The sequence below is a fragment of the Microbacterium sp. GXF0217 genome (genome assembly GCF_054798195.1).
On the sequence record NZ_JBSJZG010000003.1, the window covers coordinates 523605 to 540258 of the forward strand.

Consider the following 16654-nt stretch of genomic DNA (forward strand, 5'->3'; position numbering starts at 1 on the left):
GAGCTGAGGAACACATGACTGATATCGACTGGGACGAGCTCCGCTCGGTCGCCGCCGAGGCGATGACGAAGGCGTATGCGCCGTACTCGCGGTACAAGGTGGGTGCAGCCGCGCTCGTCGACGACGGCCGGATCATCGCCGGCTGCAACGTCGAGAACGCCTCCTACGGCGTGACGCTGTGCGCGGAGTGTGCGCTGGTCGGCGACCTGCACATGTCCGGAGGCGGCCGACTGGTCGCGTTCGTGTGCGTGAACGGCGAGGGGCAGACGATCATGCCGTGCGGCCGCTGCCGTCAGCTGCTCTTCGAGCACGCGACGCCCGGCATGCTGCTCGAGACCGTGTCCGGCATCCGCACGATCGACGAGGTGCTGCCCGACGCATTCGGCCCTCGTGACCTGGAAGAGGTGCGCTGATGGCCGTCGAGTCCCACGACGCGGTCGACGTCATCCGGGCCAAGCGCGACGGCGGGGTCGTCCCCGAACCGGCGTTGCGCTGGATGGTCGACGCCTATACCCGCGGCTATGTGTCCGACGCTCAGATGGCGTCGTTCGCGATGGCGGTGTTCCAGCGCGGCATGGACCGGGATGAGATCCGCGTGCTCACCGACGCCATGATCGCCTCGGGGGAGCGGATGAGCTTCGCCTCGCTCGGCAAGCGGACGGTCGACAAGCACTCGACCGGCGGCGTCGGCGACAAGATCACGCTGCCGCTGGCTCCGCTCGTTGCGGTCTTCGGCGTCGCCGTGCCGCAGCTGTCCGGCCGCGGGCTCGGCCACACCGGCGGCACGCTCGACAAGCTGGAGTCGATCCCCGGCTGGCGCGCGGCACTGAGCAACGACGAGATGTTCGCGCAGATGCAGTCCGACGTGGGCGCCGTGATCTGCGCCGCGGGCTCCGGGCTCGCCCCGGCGGACAAGAAGCTGTATGCGCTGCGCGACGTCACCGGCACGGTCGAGGCGATCCCGCTGATCGCCTCCAGCATCATGTCGAAGAAGATCGCCGAGGGCACCGACGCTCTGGTGCTGGACGTGAAGTTCGGCTCCGGAGCGTTCATGCAGGACATCGATCGTGCCAGGGAGCTCGCACGCACGATGGTCGCCCTGGGCACCGACTCGGGAGTGGCGACCACCGCGCTGCTCACGGACATGAACGTGCCGCTAGGCCTCGCCATCGGAAACGCCAACGAGGTCCGCGAATCCGTCGAGGTGCTCGCCGGAGGCGGCCCGACGGACATCCGGGAGCTCACGCTCGCGCTCGCCAGCGAGATGCTCGCGCTCGCCGGCCACCCGGATGCCGATGTCGAAGCCGCTCTCGATGACGGCCGAGCGATGGACAGCTGGAAGGCGATGATCCGCGCGCAGGACGGCGATCCGGACGCTCCGCTTCCGACCGCGCGCGAGACGCATGTCATCACCGCACCGGCCGACGGCGTCGTGACCCGCATGGAGGCGCTGCCGTTCGGCATCGCCGCATGGCGGCTCGGTGCCGGCCGGGCCCGCGCCGAGGATCCGGTCATCCACGCCGCTGGTATCGATCTGCACGCCAAGCCGGGCGATCGCGTGGTGGCGGGGCAGCCCCTGTTCACCCTCTCCGCCGATGACGAGGCGCGCTTCGCCCGCGCGATCGAAGCCGTGGAGGGTGCGTGGGAGATCGGAACCGACGCTCCCGGGACCGGGCCGCTCGTCCGCGAACGCATCACCGCGTAGGCTGTGAGCCGCACATCCACCCCCACCGCTGAGAGGTCCCCCATGTCGATCGAGCAGACCGGTGACGCCACTGTCCAGGGCGTCTCGTTGCGCAGCCTTCCCAAGGTCTCGCTGCACGACCATCTCGACGGTGCCGTGCGCCCGGAGACGATCGTCGAGCTGGCCGATGAGGCGGGACTCGCTCTCCCGGAGAAGGAGCCCGCGCGGCTCGGCGACTGGATTGCGAAGACGAGCGACTCCGGGTCGCTCGTGGAGTACCTCAAGACGTTCGATCTGACCGTCGGGGTCATGCAGACCGCCGCCGGTCTGACGCGGATCGCGCGCGAGTTCGTCGAGGACATCGCCGATGACGGCGTCATCTACGGCGAGGTGCGCTGGGCACCGGAGCAGCATCTGGCGGGCGGTCTCTCCCTCGAGCAGGCCGTCGAAGCCGTGCAGCAGGGCATCGAAGAGGGCGAGGATGCCGTGGACCGTGCCGGCCGCAGCATCCGCGTCGGTCAGCTCCTCAGCGCGATGAGCCACACCGGACGTGCGAGGGAGATCGCCGAACTCGCCGTCGGCTTCCGCGGGAACGGCGTCGTCGGCTTCGATGTCGCCGGTCCGGAGGACGGCTACCCGGCATCCCTGCACCGCGACGCCTTCGATTACCTCGCCGAGCAGTTCTTCCCCGTGACGGTCCACGCCGGCGAGGCCGCCGGGCTCGCGTCGATCCGTTCCGCGCTGCTGGACGGGCGCGCGCTGCGGCTCGGGCACGGCGTGCGGATCGTCTCCGACCTGCAGGTCATCAACCGCGAGGACGACGAAGTGCAGGTGCAGTTCGGCGACCTCGCGCGCTGGGTCCGCGACCGCGAGATCCCGCTCGAGCTCTCGCCGTCATCCAACCTGCAGACCGGCGCGATCGCCGCGTGGGGCACCGAGCTGGCCGACCACCCGTTCGACCTGCTTTACCAGCTCGGGTTCGCCGTCACGGTGAATGTCGACAACCGCACGATGAGTCGCACCTCGCTCACCCGTGAGCTGTCGCTGCTCGTCGACGCGTTCGGCTACGACCTCGATGATCTCGAGACGTTCCAGTTCAACGCCGCGGCGGCCGCGTTCCTGCCGGTCGAGGAACGCGAAGAGCTCGTGGAGATGATCGCCGAAGGCTTCGAGGACTGACCAGGCGCGCGATGGATGCCGCATCTGCTCGCGCCGTCGCGCGCACTCGTCTTCGTGCCCCTCGGCGTGTGCCGACCGACAGGTCGTTCGCGCAGATCGATCATGATCCGATGTTCTCGCGCGACATCTCCGGTGCGCGCGAAGTGATGGCGTATCCGTGCGGGCACCAGTCCCGGATCGGATGACCATGACTTCTCCGAGTGTGTTCATCGCCGGCCCGGCATCCTGGAACCGACTGGTCGTGCTCGATCGACTGCCCGAGCCGGTGCCGCATATGCAGTTCGCCGAGGACTCCTGGGAGACCGTCGGCGGCACCAGCGCCGGTAAGGCACTGAGCCTGACCGCGCTCGGTCGCGACGTGCTCCTGTATGCACTGAGCGCCGACGACGGGGACGGACGCCGCATCCGCTCCGCCCTGTCGGATGCCGGTGTGCCGACGCTCTGGGACGCGAGTGCGCAGACCGAGCGGCACCTCAACCTCATGACGAGGGCAGGGGAGCGCGTCTCGCTCTATCTCTCGGCGCCGGCCGCATCGGATGGCGCGCAGGATGTGCGACTCCGACAGGCGATGGCGTATGCCGATGCCCTCGTGCTGGACCTCGCGGCCGAGCCGATGCGCCTGCTGCCGATGGCTGCCGAGACCGCGACGCCGATCTGGGTCGATGTGCACGATTACGACGGCGAGGCCGCGTTCCATCGCCCGTTCCTCGCGGTCGCGGATGCCGTGTTCTGCAACGCGGACAGGCTGGCCGATCCGGTGGCGTTCCTGCACAGCCGCATCGCCGCCGGGGCGTCGCTTGCCGTGTGCACGCTGGGTGCGGATGGCGCGGTGGCCGTGGATGCGGATGGCTTCGAGCACCGAGTCGCCGCCGTGCCCGTCGAGGTCGAGGACACCAACGGGGCAGGCGATGCGTTCCTCGCTGGGGTCCTGGACGCACGGTTGCGCGGTGCTCCGGTGTCGCAGGCGCTCGAGGCGGGCGCTCGCTCGGCGTCGACCGTGCTCGGAACGCGCCACCTGCATCCGCTGCTGGAACCCGTGCTGGGCGGTGCCCCGGACGCTCGCTGACCGCACGGCTGCGACTCGCGCGTCGAGCGAGCCGGAACAGGCCGTTTCGGCTCAGCCGAGGGCGTCGGCGAACGGGCCGGCGAGGTCGGTGACGGTCGCGTGCATCTCGTCGTCCGAGATGGTCGGCGTGCCGTCGCCCGGCTGCGGACCGTAGTCGCCGAAGGAGGCGTGGGATGCGCCGTCGATCTCGACGAGTTCGGCGTCGGCTGGCAGCTGCGGACGCGCATCCGCGATCTTCTCTGGCGTCGACAGGCCGTCCTCGCTGCCGGCCAGACTCAGCACCGGCAGCGCGGTGTCGGACAGATCCGCGGAGCAGTAGGAGGCGAACAGCAGCAGCGCCTCGGCATCCGACGCGAGCTGGCAGGCGCGGACCCCGCCGAGCGAATGCCCGCCCACGATCCACGTGTCGATGTCCGGAACGGCCGACGTGAACGCGTCCATGCCGCGCGGGTCGAAGAACGCCAGGTTCAGCCATGGGCGGGTGATCACGACTGTGACGTCGTCCTCCGCGACGATGCCCTGGAGGATCGCGGCGTACGCCCACGGATCGACCTTGGCCCCGGGGATGAAAACCAGCCCGACGTCGCTGTCCCCATCGGCGGGGGACAGGACGATACCCTGATCCGCGTCATCGATCACGACATCCGGATTCTCGCGCACGCTCGCGAGTGGTTCCGGTTCGGCCGCCATGACACCGACCTGGCTCCACACCACGATGCCCACGATGCCGAGGACGATCACGGCGCCGATGCTTCCCAGGATCCAGGCGAGGATCCGCCGTCCGCGTTTCTTCATCACCCTTTCAGGCTAATGCCGCCGCTGGTGGTGCTCGACCGCGTCGCGCACGGCGGCGAAGAGCGGATGGTCGGCATCCAGGCCCGTGACGGATGCCGTGAAGCCGTCCGCATCCTCGGAGGCGAGGCGGCGCTGCAGTTCGACCGACTGCTCGTCGTCCGGGTCGTCGAAAGACAGGGCCGCGGCGACGGCGCCGACGAGCGCGGATGTCGACAGCCCGCGTTCGGCGGCCTCCGCGGCCGGTCCGATGAACCGCTCGTGACGCGAGAGCTTGCGCAGCGGCTGACGACCGACGCGCTGCACCGTGTCGATGAGCTCAGGGTTGCGGAAGCGCTCCAGGATCGTCGCGCGGTACTCCGCGAGTTCGGCCGGGTCGAGGCCGTGCACAGCGGTGAGCATCGCCGAGGTCTCCTCGAGTGCCGCGCCGACCGCCAGGGCGACCGCCGGGTCGGCGAGCGCGTCGGAGATGCGCTCGTGTCCGGCCGCCGCGCCGAAGTACGCGGTCGCGGCGTGCCCTGTGTTCACCGTGAACAGCTTGCGCTCGATGTAGGGGGCGAGATCGTCGACGAAGTGCGCACCGGGGATGCTCGGCAGCGCGCCGAGGAACGGGCCCTGCTCGATCGCCCACTCGAAGTACGGTTCGACCGTGACGTCGATTCCTCCGCCCTCCGGCTGAGCCGGCACGATCCGATCGACCGCGGTGTTCGCGAACGCGGCGCGAGCCGTCAGCGCCGGCGCGTCGTCGCCGGCGAGCCGCTCGATCTCGGCGCGCAGCTGATCGGTCGCCCCGATCGCGTTCTCGCAGGCCATGACCGCGAGCGGCGACGCATCATCCGGGCGACGGCGCAGACCCTCGACGATGGCCGGTGCGATGAAGCGCAGCACGGTCGGACCGACCGCGCACGTCGCGACGTCGGCGGTGGCGACCTCATCGGCCACGGCATCAGGGTCCGTGCGGCTGTTGACCGCGCGGAAGCCTGTCACGACGCGGTTCACGCCGCCGGGACCGGCCTCGCGGACCGTGTACCTGTCGGCGTGGTCGAGGGCGTCCACGAGGGCATCGGCGACGTCGGAGAAGACGACCTCGTAGCCGCCTTCGTGCAGCAGCAGCCCGACGAATCCGCGCCCGATGTTGCCGGCACCGAAGTGGACGGCCTTCATGCCTCGTTCACCTCCGACAGCAGCGCGTAGAGCTCATCCGGTGTCTGCGCCGCCGCCAGGCGGGCCACGTCGTCCTCCTCGGAGAAGAGGATCGCGATGCGGGAGAGGATCTCGAGGTGCTCGTCGCCGATTCCGGCGATGCCGATCACGAACGTCGCCTCGTCGCCAGCCCAGTCGACTCCGCCGTCGTAGCGGACGACCGAGAGCGCGGAGGCGAGAATGGCATCCTTCGCATCGTTGGTCCCGTGCGGGATCGCGAGGCCGTTCCCCATGAAGGTCGACACCGTCTCCTCGCGCTGGCGCATGGCGTCGACGTACGCGGGGGTGACGGCGCCTGCGGCGACGAGGATGTCCGTGGCCTCCTGCAGAGCGGCCTCCCGCGTCGCGGAGCCGGAGTGGATGCGGACCTGGCCGAGGGTGAGAACGCTCATCATGCTTCCTTTCGCTGGTCGCGGACCATCTCCACGACCTCGTCGTACTTCGGCGAGTTCATGAAGTTGTCCACGGAGATGTGGATCGATTCCGGCGACCTCGTCTGGGCGCGGTCGGTCAGCTGCTGCTGGGTGATGACCAGATCGGCCGTGCCATCGAGGTTCGCGATGGCCATGTTGACGACGGTGACGCCGTCGACGCCGGCCTTCTTGAACTTGTTGCGCAGCACGCTCGCTCCCATGGCGGAGGAGCCCATGCCGGCGTCGCAGGCGAAGACGATGTCGGTGATCTGCCGTGTGGCGAGTGTGCCCCCGTCGGCCATCCCACCGGTCGCGGCCTGGGTCTCGAGCTTGACGAGCGCCTCATCGGCTGCGTCGAGGGATGCGGCGTCGCCGCTCACGCGCAGGGCATCCATCGCGGCGGACTTCTTGCCCTTGTTGGCCTCGGTCTGCGCGATCGCCGCACCGAACGCATCGCCCTCGGCGAGCAGGTCGCGCTTGCGGGACGCGCGGAGGATGACGGCGGTGATGAGGAACGTGACGGTGGCGGCGATCAGGACGGAGAGATACACGACGAGCAGGTTGCCGATGCCGGGGCCGACCGCCGCGGCAGTGATGGCGATGATGCTTCCCGGAGCCGCAGGGAACGCCAGTCCGCCGCCCAGGATCATGTTCGTGGTGACGCCCGCCGCTCCACCGGCGATCAACGCGAGGATCGTGGTCGGCTTGCTCAGCGCGTACGGGAAATAGATCTCGTGAATGCCGCCGAAGAACTGGATGATCGCAGCGCCGGGGGCGGATGCCTTCGCGGCGCCCACGCCGAAGAACGAGAACGCCAGGAGCAGCCCGACACCGGGCCCGGGGTTGGCCTCGATCAGGAACAGGATCGACTTGCCGAACTCCTGCGCCTCCTGGATGCCGAGGGGAGTGAAGACACCGTGATTGATGGCGTTGTTCAGGAACAGCACCTTCGCCGGCTCGACGATGATCGAGACGAGGGGGAGAAGGTTGTAGAGGACCAGCCAGTCCACCGCCGCACCGAGCACGGTGCTGATGCCGAGCATCACAGGGCCGAAGGCGAAGAAGCCGGCGACGGCGAGGAGCATTCCGAGGATGCCGGCGGAGAAGTTGTTCACCAGCATCTCGAACCCTGGTCGAATCCGACCGTCCCAGATCCGGTCCATCTGCTTGGTGATCCATGCGGCCAGCGGTCCCATGATCATCGCGCCGAGGAACATCGGGATGTCCGTGCCGACGATGACGCCCATCGTGGCGATGGTCGCCACCACGCCGCCGCGCTCGCCGTAGACCATTCGGCCGGCGGTGTTCGCGATCAGCAGCGGCAGGAGGTAGGTGACCATCGGCCCGACCAGCCCGACGTAGGCGAAGATGCTGCCGCCGTCGCCCTCGGCCAGCCCGGTCATGGCGCCCTGCCATCCGATCACGGCGGAGTCCCCGCCACCGCCGATGATCTCGGCGACCGGATACCAGTGCCACTTGAACGGGCTGTCCTCGCCGAAGAACCCTGCGGGGATGAAGAGCATCGTGATGAAGCCCCAGGCGATGAACGCCGCGATGTTCGGCATGATCATGCCGGACAGGAATGTGCCCAGCCTCTGCACGCCGACGCGGAGACCATTCGGCTTCGCGGCGGCGGGTGACGTCGTCGTCATGATGTCGTCTCTTTCTGCTGTGGGTTCGGGTGCGGACGGGTCAGGCTGCGGCCACGGCGGCGCGGGCACCGGCCGCGTCGTCGGCGGCCAGTGCGATCTCGGCGAGGCGTCGTGCGTCCTCGAGCGTGTGCTCGGAGAGCGCGAGGCGAACGTCGGCCAGGGCCGCGGGCGCCATCGACAGGCTCGTTGCGCCGAGGCCGACGAGCACGACGGCGAGCAGGGGGTCGGCTGCGGCCTCGCCGCAGATGCCGACCGGCTTGCCCGCGCGAGCACCGGCCGCGCCGACTTCGCCGACGAGGCGCAGCACGGCAGGATGCCAGGGGTTCTGGAACCCGGCGACGGATCCGAGCATGCGGTCGGCGGCCATCGTGTACTGCGTGAGGTCGTTGGTGCCGATGGAGGCGAAATCGGCGTGCGCGAGCACGCGATCCGCGAGCAGCGCGCTCGCCGGCACCTCCACCATGACCCCGGCGGTCTTCAGCCCGTACTCGCGAGCGAGAGTCGTGAAGTACGCGGTCTCCTCGACCGTGGTGACCATCGGCGCCATGACCCAGAGGTCGGCGTTCGTCTCGGCATCCGCCTCCGCCAGGGCCGTGAGCTGCTCGCGCAGGATGTCCTCGCTGGCTCGCAGCGCACGGAGTCCGCGGAGCCCGAGCGCCGGGTTCTCCTCGTGCGCGTCGTTGAGGAAGGCGAGCGGCTTGTCCGCACCGGCATCCAGCAGCCGGACGACGACCTTCTTCCCATCGAACGCGGCCAGCAGCTCGCGGTACGACGCGCGCTGCTGCGCGATCGTCGGCGCCTGGGAGGCGGAGAGGAACAGGAACTCGGTGCGGAAGAGCCCGACGCCCTCGGCCCCCCGTGACACGGCATCGGCTGCGTCGGCGGGTTTGCCCAGGTTCGCCAGCAGCGCGATGGGGGTGCCATCGGCGAGGGCGCCGGGAGTCGTGGGGAGCGCGTCGGCGCTCAGCCTGGCCGATGCGCGCTCGGCGGCGCGCGCCAGCTCCTCGGCGGACGGATCGGTCGTCACAGCGCCGGCCGCGGCATCCACGATCACGGTCTCGCCATCGGCGAGGGCGCCGGCCTCGGTCACGCCGACCACGGCGACGATGCCCTTCTCCCGAGCGAGGATCGCGGTGTGCGAAGTCGGGCCGCCATCGGACGTGATGAGCGCCAGCACCTGATCGAGCTTGAGCAGCGCGGTGTCGGCCGGCGCCAGGTCGCGGGCGACGAGGACGAACGGATGCCCCGGATCCGGCACCCCTGGGGCGGAGACGCCGCGCAACCCGGCGAGAACGCGCTGCGCGATGTCGTCCAGGTCGGCCGCGCGTTCGCCCAGGTAGCCGCCGACGGCCTCGAGGGTCGCCTTGAACCCTGCGAAGGCATCGTGCACGGCCCACTCGGCCGTCGCGCCGTCATCGATGCGCGCGTCCACCTCGTCCTGCAGGGTCGGGTCCTCGGCGATCATCGCCTGAGCCTCGAGCACCTCCTGCGCCGCGCCACCGGCCGATTCCGCCCGCGTGGTCAGCTCACCGGCGACGGCCGCGATGGCCTCGCGGACTCTGGTGCGCTCCGCGTCGGCGCCGAGCGCGCTCTTCGCATTCTCGGGCGCGGGGAGCGGCTCAGCCATGCGGACCACGGGCCCCTGTGCGACGCCGGAGCCGATGCCCACTCCGCGCAGCGCGCCCATCAGGCCGACTCGTCGTCGTGGTCGGTCGTGAGCAGCTCGGTCAGCGTGTCGAGTACGGCCTCTGCGTTGTCGCCATCAGCGGTGAGCGTCACGTAATCGCCGTGATCGACGCCGAGGGCGATCACGCCGAGGATGCTCGCGGCGTTGACCGGCTTGCCCGAGTCCTTCGCGACGGTGACGGCGATGCCGGATTCCTTCGCGGCCTGCGCGAACAGCTTCGCCGGCCTGGCGTGCAGGCCGTGCGACGATCCGATCCGGACGGTACGGGATGCAGCGGTCATGATGTTCCTTTCTCGGCGGTGAGCACCGACCGCACGAGCGCGAGTGTGCGCGCGCCGTCGCGGTCGGAGAAGATGTCGTCGGGGAGGGCGATGACGGGGCACGCGGCGTCCGCGCGCAGGGCGTCGACCCGGTCGGCGAGGTGCGGACCGACGAGGATGAGGTCCGTCGCGCTGGTGCCGACGCTGTGCTCGGTTCCGGCGGTGGCCTCCCACGGCAGCAGAGCATCGGTCGCGGCGCGCTGGAGGCGCTGCGCGACGAAGGTGCTCGACGCTCCTGCGCCGCACACCACGAGGATCCTCTTCGATGCCATGTGTCCATTCTGGGAACGCGCTGTGAGCACTACCACCAGGATCCTTTCCGCCCCTGCGGAATGTCCGGAGCCGCCCTTTCCGCTCATCGTGCTGGCATCATGAGAGAGCGACAAAGCCGGCGACACAGACTCGGAGGATCATGACGCGTCAGCGCCAGGACCAGCTCCTCTCCGCCCTGCTGCGTCAGGACGGCTGGGCGACCGCGGGCAGCCTCGCCGATCAGCTGGGGGTCACTCCGCGCAGCATCCGTTCGTACGTCGCCGCGCTCAACTCCCGCCTTCCCACAGCGGATGCCGTCGACTCGAGCCCCGCGGGATACCGCGCCGGCCCCGGTGCGCGCGTCGCGCTGCGGGCGCGAGCGGACGAGTCAGCGCCACGGGAGCGGCTGCACGCCGTGATCCGACTGCTCCTGGATGCGCCGGGCGGTATCGACCTCTACGAGACGTCCGACCGGCTGCACGTGTCCGACGCGACGGTCGAGTCGGACCTCGCGCGCGTGCGCACTCTGCTGGACGGCACCGACCTCGCGCTGGAGCGGGACAGAGAGACGGTCCGGCTGCGCGGAACCGAGTCGGCGCAGCGGCGCCTGCTGAGCAGGCTCGCGCACGATGAGATGGAGGCCGCGGCATTCCGCCCGGAGACGGTCAGATACGCGCTCGCCGGAGACGTCGTCGGACCGGAGGCCGTGGCCGGGTTCAAGACCGCGCTCGTCCGCGAGCTGGGGGCGCTGGGCTACTACGTGAACGAGCTGGCGATCTCTGACGTGCTGCTGCACATCGCGATCGCCGCTGACCGGGTGGCGGCGGGGCGTCCGCTCGATCTGGACGCCGCGGACGAGCACTCAGCCGGGGCGCACGGCGAGATCGGACGCGTCGGCGACCAGATCGGGCGGTTGGCGCAGGAGCACTTCGGGGTGCGGCTCGGCGCCGGGGACAGCACACACCTCGCCCGGCTCGTCCTGACGCGGGTGGTCGCACCGGGACAGGGCAGCTCAGTCGACGCCGCGCGCAGCGGCGTCGACGCGGCCGTCGACGAGGCGGTGCGGGCGGAGATCGCCCGCGCGGCACGCGACTATCAGGTCGACCTCGAAGACGAGGCGTTCATCCTGCGTCTCAGCCTTCACGTGCAGAACCTGCTGCGCCGGGCCGAGGAGCAGGCATGGACCCGGAACCCGCTCACCCGGTCTCTGAAGGCGTCGTACCCGATGATCTTCGAGGTCGCCGTCTCGATCGCGAGCGGTCTGCACGACCGGCTGGATCTGCCCGTGAACGACGACGAGATCGCCTACGTCGCCATGCACGTGGGCGGCCGCTTGGAGCGCAGCCGCAAGTCGGACACGATCCTCAGCGCGACGATCGTGTGTCCCGGATACTACGAGCTGCACGAACTGCTGCGCTCCAGCGTCGACCGCTCGCTCGGCTCGTCGATCGAGGTCACGCGCGTGGTCACCTCTGTCGATCCTGATTGGGCGGCTTTCGACACGGATCTGGTGCTGTCCACGATCGAACCCGGCGCACCGGGGGAGCGGTTCGTGCGGGTGCAGCCGTTCCTCGGGGAGGCCGATGTCGAGCGCGTGCAGCAGGCGGCTGCACGGCTGCGCCGCGGGCGGCGACTGGCGCAGCTGCGGGCGGAGCTGTCCCGGTACTTCGACGCGAGTGCGTTCCTGCACCCGTTGCCGGATGCCGGTGACGAGGCGATCATCCGTCGTCTCGGCGGGATGCTCGTCGGGTCCGGCCTCATCGACGAGGACTACGTCGAGAAGACCATCCAGCGCGAGCGCATGTCGTCAACGGCGTTCACGGACGCGCTCGCCGTGCCGCACTCGCTGCACATGACGGCGCAGCGCACCGCGATTGCGATCGGCATCGCCGACGGGTCGGTCGCCTGGGGTGACGGTCGCGTTCAGGTGGTGGCGCTCGCCGCCTTCAGCGAGAGCGACAGGGCCGCTTTCCAGACGGTGTTCGAGCAGCTCGTCGAGGTGTTCAGCGAACGCGACAGCGTGCAGCGGCTGGTGCGCAGGGCGACGAGTTTCGAGGCGTTCCTGGACGAGCTCGTCGCCGTCATCGACGGCTGAGCGCACCGGGCGTCATCGCGGCGCGAGGACGTCGACCATGGCATCCAGCACGGCATCCGCATCGTCGGAGGTCGTCGTCTCCAGGGTCACGACATCGCCCTCGGCCAGTGCGAGGTCCATCACCGCGAGGACGCTGGCGAGCTCGACGACCGCCCCGCCGGAGGTCGCCAGCGTGACCGGTGCGCTGTGCGCGATGGCCAGGCGGGCGAGCTCGGCGACGGGGCGAGCGTGCGCGCCGTTATGGGCGCTGATCCTCACGCGACGGCTGGGCATGGCCTGCCGCGCTCAGGAGCGCTCCTCCAGCAGCGCACGCACTCCGGTCTCGATCGCGGAGACCGCGGCCGTCGCGTCCTGAGCAGAGTCGGCCTGCGCGTCGATGTAGACCTTCAGCTTGGGCTCTGTCCCGCTCGGTCGGACGATGACCCGCGCCCCGCCGGCCAGGCGGTAGCGGAGCACGTCGCCGGACGGCTCACCGTGCGGTGCGCGCAGGAGGTCCTCGGCCGATTCGATCGCGGTCTCGCCGATGGACGCCGGTGGTGACTGGCGCAGCGACGCCATGACCTTCCCGATGATCGCGAGGTCCTCGACCCTGATCGACACCTGTCCGCTGGAGAAATGACCGTAAGTCTCACCGAGCTCGGCGAGCAGGTCGGCCAGGTCGGCGCCGCGCTCGCGCGCCTCGGCGGCAAGCCCCAGCAGCGCCACCGCCGCGGAGATGCCGTCCTTATCGCGCACGGTCTCCGGGTTGACCAGGTAGCCCAGAGCCTCTTCGAAACCGAAAACGATGCCTTCGGCTCGCGAGATCCATTTGAAACCGGTCAGCGTCTCGGCGAAGCCCAGCCCGTGGTGACGTGCGATGACGCCGAGCCCGGGGGACGAGACCAGCGAGCACGCCAGCGAAGCCCCTGGTGTCCCTTCGGCTGCTCGCGCGGCGCGTGCGCCGAGGAGCAGGCCGATGTCGTTGCCGCTGAGACGGCGCCAGCCGCCGGGTGCGGCGGAGTCCGGAATCGCGACGGCGAGCCGGTCCGCGTCGGGATCGTTGGCGATGATGAGCTCTGCGCCGGAGGATCGTGCGACGTCGTAGGACAGATCCAGCGCTCCCGGTTCCTCGGGGTTCGGGAACGCGACGGTGCGGAACGTCGGATCCGGGTGCTGCTGCGCGCGCACCGCGATCGGCTTCGGATAGCCCGCGGCCGCCACGATGCGCTCGAACGTCTCCCAGCCGACGCCATGCATGGCGGTGTAGACCCAGCGGAGACCCTTGGCCCCTGCGCCGGCCGGTGCGACCGCCGCGGTCGCCTGGATGTAGGCCGTCACGACCTCTTCGCCCGCGGTCTCGTAATGCTCGGCACGGGGGAGCAGTCCGACATCACCCGCGTCGGCGACGCGCTGGATGTGCGCGGCGATCTCGGCATCCGCCGGCGAGACGATCTGCGAGCCGTCATCCGCGCCGCCGAGGTAGACCTTGTACCCGTTGTCGTTGGGCGGGTTGTGGCTCGCCGTCACCATCACCCCGGCATCCGCGCCGAGATGGCGGACGGCGAAGGCGAGCACGGGGGTGGGGAGCAGACGCGGAAGCAGGATCGCGCGGAGCCCCGCTCCGGCGAACAGCTCGGCGGAGTCCTGCGCGAACCGACGCGAATTGCGTCGGCCGTCGTAGCCGATCACGACGGTGGGCGTCGTGCCGTGCGCGCGCTCGCGCAGGTACGCGGCGAAACCGGCGGCTGCCTGCGCGACGAGCACCCGGTTCATCCGATTGCTGCCGGCGCCCAGCGCGCCCCGGAGGCCTGCCGTGCCGAAGGCGAGCCTGGCGCGGAAGCGGTCATCGAGGTCCGCGAGCGCTGCGGCATCCCCTCCGGAGGCCAGGGTGACGACTCCGGCGAGCTCATCGCGCGTCTCGGCATCCGGATCCTGGCGGATCCAGGCGCGAGCCGTCGCGAGCAGATCCTCCGCGCTCACAGCGCCTCGACCACCTTGGCCAGCAGCGCGGAGATCACGGGCTCGGCCTCGCGCCCGGCCTCGATGACCTCGGCGTGGCTGAGCGGTGTCTTCTGGATGCCGGCGGCGAGGTTCGTGATCAGCGAGAAACCCAGGATCTCCATGCCCGCTTCCCGCGCGGCGATCGCCTCGAGCGCCGTGGACATGCCGACGATGTTCCCGCCGATGTGCTTCGCCATCTGGACTTCGGCCGGGGTCTCGTAGTGCGGGCCGCGGAACTGCGTGTAGACGCCCTCGTCCAGCGACGGGTCGATCGAGCGCGCGATGTCGCGCAGCCGAGTCGCGTACAGATCCGTCAGGTCGATGAACGTCGCGCCCTCCAGAGGAGAGTCGGCGGTGAGGTTGATGTGATCGCTGATCAGCACCGGCTGGCCGGGTGTCCAGGTCTCCCTGACTCCGCCGGCGCCGTTGGTCAGGACCATGATCTTCGCCCCCGTCGCCGCTGCGGTGCGGACGCTGTGGACGACGCGGCGGACGCCGTGACCCTCGTAGTAGTGCGTGCGCGCGCCGATCACGAGGACGTTCTTGCCGTCCGGCGTACGGATCGAGCGCAGCGTGCCGACGTGACCCTCGAGCGCGGGCTTCGAGAAGCCGGTCACCTCGGTGGCCGGGATCGTGGCGACGGTCTCGCCGATCAGGTCGGCGGCCTTGCCCCAGCCGCTGCCGAGAGTGAGGGCGATGTCGTGCTTCTCGACGCCGGTGATCCGCGCGATGTCCGCTGCGGCCGTGGCGGCGACGTCGAACGGGTTCGCGTTCGGGTCGTCGAGGGGGTTGTCATGAATGTCGGTCATGGATCCACTCTAGGAAGCGTGCGGCGTCGGGGCCAGGATTGCGGAAGAATGGAAGTCATGTCCTCAACTCCATTCGAGCGCACCCAGCGTGTCGCCGTCCTCGGCGGCGGTCCCGGCGGATACGAGGCGGCACTGGCCGCCGCACAGCTCGGAGCCGAGGTGACCCTGGTCGAACGCGTCGGAGTGGGCGGTTCGGCCGTGCTCACGGATGTCGTTCCGTCGAAGAGCCTGATCGCCACAGCGGATGCCGCGGTCGCGATCTCGGAGGCCACCGACCTCGGCGTGCAGTTCTTCGCGAAGGGCGAGAACGGCAAGCCGCTGAAGCCCGAGATCGCCATCAACCTCGCTGCCGTCAACAAGCGTCTGGTGGCGCTGGCCGCGCAGCAGTCCGAGGACATGCGCTCCTCGCTGCTCGAAGCCGGCGTCCGCATCCTCTCCGGCCACGGCCGGCTCGAGGGCACGAACGCGATCGTCGTGGCCACCGGTCCCGACGGCACGGACTTCGACCGCGTCGAGGCCGACACGATCATCATCGCGGTCGGTGCGGCGCCGCGTGAGCTGGACTCCGCCAAGCCCGACGGCAAGCGCATCCTGACCTGGACGCAGCTGTACGACATGAAGGCGCTGCCCGAGCATCTCATCGTCGTCGGATCCGGTGTCACCGGTGCCGAGTTCGCCTCAGCGTACATGAACCTCGGTGCGAAGGTGACGCTCGTCTCCAGTCGTGACCAGGTGCTCCCCGGCGAGGACCAGGATGCCGCGCGCGTGCTCGAGAAGGTCTTCAAGCGCGGCGGCATGCAGGTTCTCTCCAAGGCGCGCGCCGAGACGGTCGAGCGGACGGAGACGGGCGTGCTGGTCACGCTCGCTGACGGTCGAACGGTTGAGGGCAGCCACTGCCTCATGGCCGTCGGGTCCATTCCGAATACGGCATCCATCGGTCTGCAGGACGCCGGCGTCGAGCTCACGGAGAGCGGCCACATCCGCGTGAACAAGGTGGCGCGCACCGCGGTGCCGAACATCTACGCGGTGGGGGACTGCACGAACTTCTTCCCGCTCGCCTCCGTTGCCTCCATGCAGGGACGCACCGCGGTGTTCCATGCGCTCGGCGACATCGTCATCCCGCTGGAGAAGGTGAAGATCACCTCCAACATCTTCACTGCTCCCGAGATCGCCACGGTCGGATGGGGCGAGCAGGACGTCGAGGACGGCGTCGCCGACGGCATCGTCTACAAGCTGCCGCTGGCGGCGAACCCCCGTGCCAAGATGATGGGCATCAAGGACGGCTTCGTCAAGATCATCGCCCGGAAGGGATCAGGCACCGTGATCGGAGGAGTGATCGTGGGGCCGAAGGCGTCGGAGCTCATCTACCCGATCGCGGTGGCTGTGGAGCGTCGACTGACGGTCGATCAGGTCTCCCGCGTGTTCGCCGCCTACCCGTCGCTGTCGTCGAGTATCACGGATGCCTCCCGCGCGATGCACCTGGTGAACATCTCGTAGCTCCTCAACATGAGAGAAAGGGCGC

General features: G+C 69.8%; 16 protein-coding genes. 6 read left to right on the forward strand and 10 right to left on the reverse strand.

Annotated features, from left to right (window positions below; translation table 11 throughout):
• Positions 1–14 precede the first annotated feature (14 nt).
• The 4 genes from ACWAT3_RS08615 to ACWAT3_RS08630 all read left to right on the forward strand — a co-directional run bounded on the left by ACWAT3_RS08615 (position 15) and on the right by ACWAT3_RS08630 (position 3929).
• Positions 15–413, forward strand: a complete 399-nt coding sequence (locus tag ACWAT3_RS08615) for a cytidine deaminase (RefSeq protein ID WP_460797573.1) — start codon at positions 15–17, stop codon at positions 411–413.
• The gene (locus ACWAT3_RS08620) at positions 413–1705 is read left to right on the forward strand and encodes a thymidine phosphorylase (RefSeq protein ID WP_460797574.1); all 1293 of its coding nucleotides are present in this window, start codon (positions 413–415) and stop codon (positions 1703–1705) included. Before ACWAT3_RS08615 ends, ACWAT3_RS08620 begins: the two co-directional genes overlap by 1 nt.
• Positions 1706–1747: 42 nt before the next feature.
• A complete protein-coding gene (locus tag ACWAT3_RS08625; RefSeq protein WP_460797576.1) occupies positions 1748–2863 on the forward strand; it encodes an adenosine deaminase in 1116 nt (371 codons plus the stop codon).
• 187 nt (positions 2864–3050) lie between these two features.
• Positions 3051–3929: a carbohydrate kinase family protein gene (locus ACWAT3_RS08630; RefSeq protein ID WP_460797577.1), complete on the forward strand. Its 879-nt coding sequence runs from the start codon at positions 3051–3053 to the stop codon at positions 3927–3929.
• Positions 3930–3980: 51 nt separating this feature from the next.
• On the opposite strand, the gene ACWAT3_RS08635 is transcribed toward ACWAT3_RS08630, so the two are convergent.
• The 7 genes from ACWAT3_RS08635 to ACWAT3_RS08665 are packed head-to-tail and all read right to left on the reverse strand — an operon-like array spanning position 3981 to position 10268.
• Entirely contained in the window at positions 3981–4724 is a 744-nt protein-coding gene (locus tag ACWAT3_RS08635; protein ID WP_460797751.1) for an alpha/beta hydrolase, read from the reverse strand.
• A 12-nt stretch (positions 4725–4736) separates the two neighbouring features.
• On the reverse strand, positions 4737–5885 hold the full coding sequence (locus ACWAT3_RS08640) for a mannitol-1-phosphate 5-dehydrogenase (RefSeq protein WP_460797579.1): 1149 nt from the start codon (positions 5883–5885) through the stop codon (positions 4737–4739).
• Positions 5882–6316 carry a PTS sugar transporter subunit IIA gene (locus tag ACWAT3_RS08645; RefSeq protein WP_460797581.1) on the reverse strand — a complete coding sequence of 145 codons (435 nt, stop codon included), beginning with the start codon at positions 6314–6316 and terminating at the stop codon, positions 5882–5884. The genes ACWAT3_RS08640 and ACWAT3_RS08645 overlap by 4 nt, the downstream gene beginning before the upstream one ends.
• Positions 6316–7989, reverse strand: coding sequence for a PTS mannitol transporter subunit IICB (locus ACWAT3_RS08650; protein WP_460797582.1), 1674 nt, complete (start codon positions 7987–7989; stop codon positions 6316–6318). The genes ACWAT3_RS08645 and ACWAT3_RS08650 overlap by 1 nt, the downstream gene beginning before the upstream one ends.
• Before the next feature lie 40 nt (positions 7990–8029).
• Complete coding sequence (ptsP, locus tag ACWAT3_RS08655) at positions 8030–9676, reverse strand: phosphoenolpyruvate--protein phosphotransferase (RefSeq protein WP_460797584.1); 1647 nt, start codon at positions 9674–9676, stop codon at positions 8030–8032.
• Positions 9676–9957, reverse strand: coding sequence for an HPr family phosphocarrier protein (locus tag ACWAT3_RS08660; RefSeq protein WP_460797586.1), 282 nt, complete (start codon positions 9955–9957; stop codon positions 9676–9678). The genes ptsP and ACWAT3_RS08660 overlap by 1 nt, the downstream gene beginning before the upstream one ends.
• Positions 9954–10268, reverse strand: coding sequence for a PTS sugar transporter subunit IIB (locus ACWAT3_RS08665; protein ID WP_460797588.1), 315 nt, complete (start codon positions 10266–10268; stop codon positions 9954–9956). The genes ACWAT3_RS08660 and ACWAT3_RS08665 overlap by 4 nt, the downstream gene beginning before the upstream one ends.
• A gap of 140 nt (positions 10269–10408) precedes the next feature.
• Here ACWAT3_RS08665 and ACWAT3_RS08670 point away from each other — a divergent pair, with 140 nt between their 5' ends.
• Positions 10409–12343: a BglG family transcription antiterminator gene (locus tag ACWAT3_RS08670; protein ID WP_460797590.1), complete on the forward strand. Its 1935-nt coding sequence runs from the start codon at positions 10409–10411 to the stop codon at positions 12341–12343.
• Between the two features lie 12 nt (positions 12344–12355).
• Here ACWAT3_RS08670 and ACWAT3_RS08675 read toward each other — a convergent pair whose 3' ends face one another.
• The 3 genes from ACWAT3_RS08675 to ACWAT3_RS08685 are packed head-to-tail and all read right to left on the reverse strand — an operon-like array spanning position 12356 to position 15132.
• Positions 12356–12616, reverse strand: coding sequence for an HPr family phosphocarrier protein (locus tag ACWAT3_RS08675; protein WP_460797591.1), 261 nt, complete (start codon positions 12614–12616; stop codon positions 12356–12358).
• A gap of 12 nt (positions 12617–12628) precedes the next feature.
• On the reverse strand, positions 12629–14302 hold the full coding sequence (locus tag ACWAT3_RS08680; RefSeq protein ID WP_460797593.1) for a phospho-sugar mutase: 1674 nt from the start codon (positions 14300–14302) through the stop codon (positions 12629–12631).
• Entirely contained in the window at positions 14299–15132 is an 834-nt protein-coding gene (locus ACWAT3_RS08685; RefSeq protein WP_460797595.1) for a purine-nucleoside phosphorylase, read from the reverse strand. The genes ACWAT3_RS08680 and ACWAT3_RS08685 overlap by 4 nt, the downstream gene beginning before the upstream one ends.
• A gap of 48 nt (positions 15133–15180) precedes the next feature.
• On the opposite strand from ACWAT3_RS08685, the gene ACWAT3_RS08690 reads away from it, so the two are divergent.
• Positions 15181–16629, forward strand: coding sequence for an NAD(P)H-quinone dehydrogenase (locus ACWAT3_RS08690; protein ID WP_460797596.1), 1449 nt, complete (start codon positions 15181–15183; stop codon positions 16627–16629).
• The last annotated feature ends 25 nt before the right edge of the window (positions 16630–16654 follow it).